This window comes from Mycolicibacterium vinylchloridicum, from assembly GCF_013404075.1.
Taxonomy (GTDB): domain Bacteria; phylum Actinomycetota; class Actinomycetes; order Mycobacteriales; family Mycobacteriaceae; genus Mycobacterium; species Mycobacterium vinylchloridicum.
This window is the reverse complement of sequence record NZ_JACBJQ010000122.1, coordinates 1-5,145: the sequence shown is the minus strand read 5'-3', so window position 1 is coordinate 5,145 and position 5,145 is coordinate 1. Positions and strand designations below refer to the sequence as shown.

Below are 5,145 nucleotides of genomic sequence, written 5' to 3'. Positions count from 1 at the left end.
CACCTGTTTCCGCGCTTCAGTCTTGTAGTAGTCGTGGATAATAGACAGTGGTACGGCCAAAGTTGTTGCTACTTCACAGTTAGCAGGAAGTTGCTTTAAGTCGAACCGGATGCAACTCCGCTCGGTTTGGTCCATAGCCGCGACGACCATGGCGAGCTGGCGGCGGGCGATGGTCTGCTCCTCGACCGTGGCGTGTTCGCCGGGCAGGTCGACGCCCCCCCACACACCATCGGTGGCTTCCACGGCCAGTGCCGTGCGGGCGCAGGCCTTGCGCAACGGGCAGTTGCCGCAGATCCGCTTGCACTGCTTGGCCTTGCGGTAGTCGAACCACTCTTCCGGATCAGCTGAGTAATTGCAGAGCCCGTTGATTTCCATCTTGACCGGGTTGGCCACTAGATGCGTCATCGCACTACCTCCCGAGTTGGGCGTTAAGTGATCGTTAGTTGTGCCCCTCTTGAGCATGCGGTGATCATAACCCCAACTTGGGGTAGTTGTGCAGCACTAATCTCCATCTGTCCGCGCCCGACCCCGAAATTTGGGCGAATATGACGGCATTTTCCGCTGACGCTCGGCTATCTTTCAGCCCGTCTAACTGGCACTTTGCGGAGGAGTCATGCCGTGGCACCACCGGAGAAGCGGCCCCGAAAAAGGAAGAAAAATTCATCTTGAGCTACTCCCGATGACGCCGCTCTTGGCCTCTAGTTGACCATCAGTAGCGTGTGGCGCGTGCACCGCGCAGGCTCATCGCGGTGCCGAACCGGCACATAGCTAGATACGTGTCTGTTCGGCCAGCATGTGGTTCACTTTGGGTGTGGAAGGCAACACCGACGATGAGGTGGGCGAAACAACGCCTGCCAGCGACGATGCAGCCGACCCGTCCCTGGTCCGGCTACGGGACTGCGTGGCGCGTCGGCGCGCCGAGCTGGGCTTGAGCCAGCGCGCACTCGCCGAATTGGCCGGAGTGTCACTGGGTACCGCGACCAGGCTCGAACGTGGCGGCGGCCCGATACGGGTGAGCACGGTGCCGAAACTGGAGGATGCGCTGGAGTGGCCGCGCGGCACATTTCAGGCCATTCGTGACGGCCAGGACCCGCCGAAGATCCCGCCGCGAGGACGTGAACGCGCCGCGCCGGCCGCTCCGGGCCCGGCCTCGGCGATGCGCAACGCCACGCAGTACGGACAAGCACTGTCGATCGCCTCCGCTGTCGTGGCCATCAGCGCGGTCTGCCTTGAGGTGTTGACCAGTGACCTCGCCGATGCCTCGGCACGCGTGGCAGCGCTCAACGCTCTGGATTCGAACATGCGTGACATGGAGAGTTTGATCGCGGCCAGCCTGCCCGACGCCGACTCCTTCGACGACGCGATAGCGGTCATGCGTGAAGTTCACGAAAGCCGTGAGTCCATCCAAAAGGCCGCTGAGTCACTGAAATAACCCCACCGGTGTCGGCGCGTAAGGGCGAGGATCTAGTAGCCGCTGTACCCACCGCCGATGCTGGCGATGTGGACGTGGTTGAAGTGGTTGGCGTTGGCCGATCCTCGATCGCTCATTCCTGAGGAGCTTCCGTCAGCGTTGTGCTGCGCTTGGCGCCAGATCGCGTGGTCGAGTCCGAGATCCTGCGCGTTGGCCTGGACGAATGCGACCACCCGGTCGCCGAGTGCCTTGCCGGCCGGGGTATCCCACTGCGGGATCATGACGTCGATCGCCAGCCCCGAGGGATGCCACTTCATCGAGTCCGCCCGGTACCCACCGATATCGGTGATTTCGGGGAAGGCCGCCGAGATGGCGCGGCTGAGGCGGCGGGTGTACTTCTGCAGCCGGGCCTCGTTGGCCAGCCCCGGCCGGTCCAGCCCCGGCATACCTGGAACACCCTTGCCGCTGCCCGCCTGCCCTGATGACGACCTACCGGCAAGCGCGGTCTTAGCCACGGGCGTGAAGAGGCCGCCGAGGCCGCTGAGCCCGCCTCCTCCGAATCCGCTCATGGGTGAGCCACCGCCCATGCCGCCCATCGGCATCCCGCCGCCCATACCACGGCCGCCGCCGTAGCCGCCGCCCGCAGCGCGAATCATGTTCGCCATTGCGATGTTTCGTTGCTCGGATTTGGTGAGCAGCGCTTTGGCCCGGTCGAGCTGGCCTTCGAGGTGATTGACCAGGACCGTCTTCCCGGCCGGGGTGTCGGTGCTGGGCGCGATCGCGTTGACACCGCTGCGGGTGTCGCTCACGACGCCGTTCATTCCCGCCCGACCATCGCGGGACTCGTTGGAGGCCGTGACAACTTGCGGACCCACCCGGCCATCGGCGCCGATTACGTTGTCCAGTGCTGTGATGCCGTTGCCCCCGGCCTGCTTGTATCCCTCTCCTCCTCTGCCCCCCCAGGTCGCCGGCACGGTATCCACGGAGGTGCGCAGGTCCATCTTGAGGTTTTGCAGTCCGCTGGTCGAGGGCAAGCCAGTCGCATTGGGGGCCTGGCCGTACAGCTCTCGGGCGCCACCGAGGGCCGTCGCGGTCGCATCAACCAGGCCCTGCAAGGACATGATCGGCAGTATCACCTATCACCTGCGTCAACGGCCACCACCAACGGCGAAATCGCTGCGCGATCACTACGGAATTGCTGTGCATCCTCTGCGAACGTGGCGGTCAGGCGACCCGGCGGACCTCGATGTGGCCGCTGGGTATGGGAGAGAACTTCACGCTTTGGCCAGGGGTTGGCGCCTCGATGGCCATCGTCGGCGAGACCGCCATCATCACGTGCTCAGGCGTGCCCGGGGCCGACCAGTTGCACAGGATGAGGTCGCCCTCCTGGATGTCGTTGCGGTTCACAGCTTGACCGGCGTTCACGAGGTCATAGGTTGTACGGGGTATGCGCACCCCGGCCTCGGCGTAGGCCGCCTGGGTGAGGCCGGAGCAGTCGAAAGCGTTGGGTCCTTCTGCGCCCCAGACGTAGGGCGCGCCGAGCTTGGATTTGGCGTAGGCCACGGCGCGGGCAGCAGTCGCGGTAGGAAGGCCAAGCCCTCCGGCGAGCCGGTTTCGTCCGAGTGCGGCGTTTTGACTCCGGCTGTCGGAGCCGCCGAGTCCGGACAGCATTCCGGGGAGGCCGCTGAGTGCGCTCATGGGTGAGCCGCCGCCCATGCCGCCCATTGGCATTCCGCCGCCTCCCATGGGCATCCCGCCGCCCATACCGCGGCCGCCGCCGTAGCCGCCCCCGGCCGATCGAATCATGTTCGCTAAAGCGATGTTTCGTTGTTCGGATTTGGTGAGGAGGGCTTTGGCGCGGTCGAGCTGGCCTTCGAGGTGATTGACCAGGACCGTCTTCCCGGCCGGGGTGTCAGTGCTCGGCGCGATGGCATTGACACCGGCCCGGGTATCGCTGACCACACCGTTCATCCCCGAACGACCATCACGGGACTCGTTGGACGCCGTGACCACCTGGGGCCCGACCCGATTATCGGCACCAATCACGTTGTCCAACGCGGTGATCCCGTTACCGCCGGCCTGCTTGTAGCCCTCTCCCCCAGTCCCCCGCCACGTCGCCGGCACCGTGTCCACCGACGCACGCAGATCAGTCTTGAGACTTTGCAACCCACTGGTGGAGGGCAACCCAGACGCCGGGGCAGCCTGGCCGTACATATCGCGGGCACCACCGAGCGCATCCGCGGTCGCATCAACCAGGCCCTGCAAGGACATGACCGGCAGTATCACCCACGACCAGCGGCAACAGCCACCACCAACGCCACAATCATAGGTTCGCGCGATTGGCTGTATCAGCACGTGCCGTTGACCTGCACTTCTGAACACTTGTCTCGCGTCGAGGTCTCACGAGGTGCTGCATTTCCTACCTGTCGCATCTGGATACCTCGCAGCTACTGGGCAGCATGCGGGTGCGAGCCGCCAAACCCCCAGAATTTATAGTATTTTATGCTATAGTAAGGCATGAGTGATCGTAGCGGCGTGCTGCGGACGGTGATGCACAAAACAGGCACTTCCCAGTCTGAGCTGTCCCGGCTCAGCGGCGTACATCAGCCAAGCATCAGCCAGTTCCTTTCTGACAAGGTTGAACTCAGTGATGAGCAGCTCGACCGGCTGTTGTCCTGCATGGGTTATCGGCTCGAAATCACCCGCCAACCAATCACTCCCGAGCTCACGCGCTCAGAGCGCCGCTCATGGAAACTACACCGCGAGCTGGCCAAACACCTCACACGTTCTACCCTCGCCGAATGGCAACCCGCGGCCGAACGTAATTTAGGACGATTACGGTCCAACGTCACCGGGCAGCCCCACACGCGCAACCTCGACCGTTGGCAGTCCCTGCTGAGCGACGGCGATATCCCCGGTATTCATCGTGTCTTGACTGGCCTCAGCCGTGACTGCATCGAGATGCGTGAGGTCTCGCCGATGGGTGGCCTTCTGTCCGATGAGGACCGTATCCGCGTGCTGCGATCGGTCAGCTAATGCGACGCGACCAGCTCGAACACGCGATCCGGGCTGCCTGCCAAATCGCCGGCCTGACTGAAGTGATCATCGTCGGATCACAGGCGATCCTCGGGACCTACACCGAAGATGAACTGCCCTTCTACGCCACCAGGTCAGCAGAAGTCGACGTGCTGCCGATCGCGGATGGTAGCGACGAAATCGCCCGTCTGGCAGACGAAATCGAAGGAGTAGCTGGCGAGTTCTCCCCGTTTGCGGAGCTTCACGGCTTCAACATCGACGGTGTGGATCTGCAGACCTCGGCCCTCCCCGAGGGATGGCGTGGTCGGCTCGTCAAGGTGCAGAACCCGAATACGGCCGCACCATCGGGAGAACCTCAGTTCATCGGTTGGTGCCTCGACAAGGAGGACCTGTGTGTGGCAAAACTGTGCGCTCTCCGAGAAAAGGACCAGAACTTCGTCGACGCACTCATCACCGCAAATCTTGTAGACCCGCGTGTGATCAGTACCCGCCTTGCCACCGTGCCAGAGGCGCATTGGCCAGCCGCCGAACGAGCTGCACATTGGCTTGATCACCGCACAAGTAGCCCTGGTGTCAATGGCCAAATGGAAGTACCCGCTGGTGGCCGGATAAAAGTCTCCACCCCGTGTGGTGATTCCTAGGTTGGTTGGGTGTTCTCCTTCCGGTGTTGGGCGTCTTTCATGCGGTAGGAGTCGCCG

6 protein-coding genes are annotated in these 5,145 nt (G+C 63.3%); 3 read left to right on the top strand and 3 right to left on the bottom strand.

Annotation, left to right across the window (positions count from 1 at the left end; all coding sequences use genetic code 11):
- The coding region (locus HPC46_RS33620; RefSeq protein WP_233717023.1) for a WhiB family transcriptional regulator at positions 1–405 on the bottom strand (405 nt) is incomplete at its 3' end.
- A 388-nt stretch (positions 406–793) separates the two neighbouring features.
- Here HPC46_RS33620 and HPC46_RS33615 point away from each other — a divergent pair.
- Positions 794–1,432 (top strand): helix-turn-helix domain-containing protein, encoded by a 639-nt coding sequence (locus tag HPC46_RS33615; RefSeq protein WP_179476319.1) that lies wholly within the window; start codon positions 794–796, stop codon positions 1,430–1,432.
- A gap of 32 nt (positions 1,433–1,464) precedes the next feature.
- Here the strand turns inward: HPC46_RS33615 and HPC46_RS33610 are convergent, their stop codons facing one another.
- Both HPC46_RS33610 and HPC46_RS35900 read right to left on the bottom strand, forming a co-directional pair.
- Complete coding sequence (locus tag HPC46_RS33610; RefSeq protein ID WP_179476318.1) at positions 1,465–2,532, bottom strand: VldE C-terminal domain-containing protein; 1,068 nt, start codon at positions 2,530–2,532, stop codon at positions 1,465–1,467.
- A gap of 103 nt (positions 2,533–2,635) precedes the next feature.
- A complete protein-coding gene (locus HPC46_RS35900) occupies positions 2,636–3,682 on the bottom strand; it encodes a C40 family peptidase (protein WP_325096871.1) in 1,047 nt (348 codons plus the stop codon).
- A 246-nt stretch (positions 3,683–3,928) separates the two neighbouring features.
- On the opposite strand from HPC46_RS35900, the gene HPC46_RS33600 reads away from it, so the two are divergent.
- The gene (locus HPC46_RS33600) at positions 3,929–4,447 is read left to right on the top strand and encodes a helix-turn-helix domain-containing protein (RefSeq protein ID WP_218894940.1); all 519 of its coding nucleotides are present in this window, start codon (positions 3,929–3,931) and stop codon (positions 4,445–4,447) included.
- Complete coding sequence (locus HPC46_RS33595) at positions 4,447–5,088, top strand: DUF6036 family nucleotidyltransferase (RefSeq protein WP_233717022.1); 642 nt, start codon at positions 4,447–4,449, stop codon at positions 5,086–5,088. The genes HPC46_RS33600 and HPC46_RS33595 overlap by 1 nt, the downstream gene beginning before the upstream one ends.
- The last annotated feature ends 57 nt before the right edge of the window (positions 5,089–5,145 follow it).

Coding starts and splice junctions, on each gene's coding strand:
- HPC46_RS33595 (WP_233717022.1), top strand. CDS start 4,447: ATGCGACGCGACCAGCTCGAACACGCGATCCGGGCTGCCTGCCAAATC.
- HPC46_RS33610 (WP_179476318.1), bottom strand. CDS start 2,532: ATGTCCTTGCAGGGCCTGGTTGATGCGACCGCGACGGCCCTCGGTGGC.
- HPC46_RS33615 (WP_179476319.1), top strand. CDS start 794: ATGTGGTTCACTTTGGGTGTGGAAGGCAACACCGACGATGAGGTGGGC.
- HPC46_RS35900 (WP_325096871.1), bottom strand. CDS start 3,682: ATGTCCTTGCAGGGCCTGGTTGATGCGACCGCGGATGCGCTCGGTGGT.
- HPC46_RS33600 (WP_218894940.1), top strand. CDS start 3,929: ATGAGTGATCGTAGCGGCGTGCTGCGGACGGTGATGCACAAAACAGGC.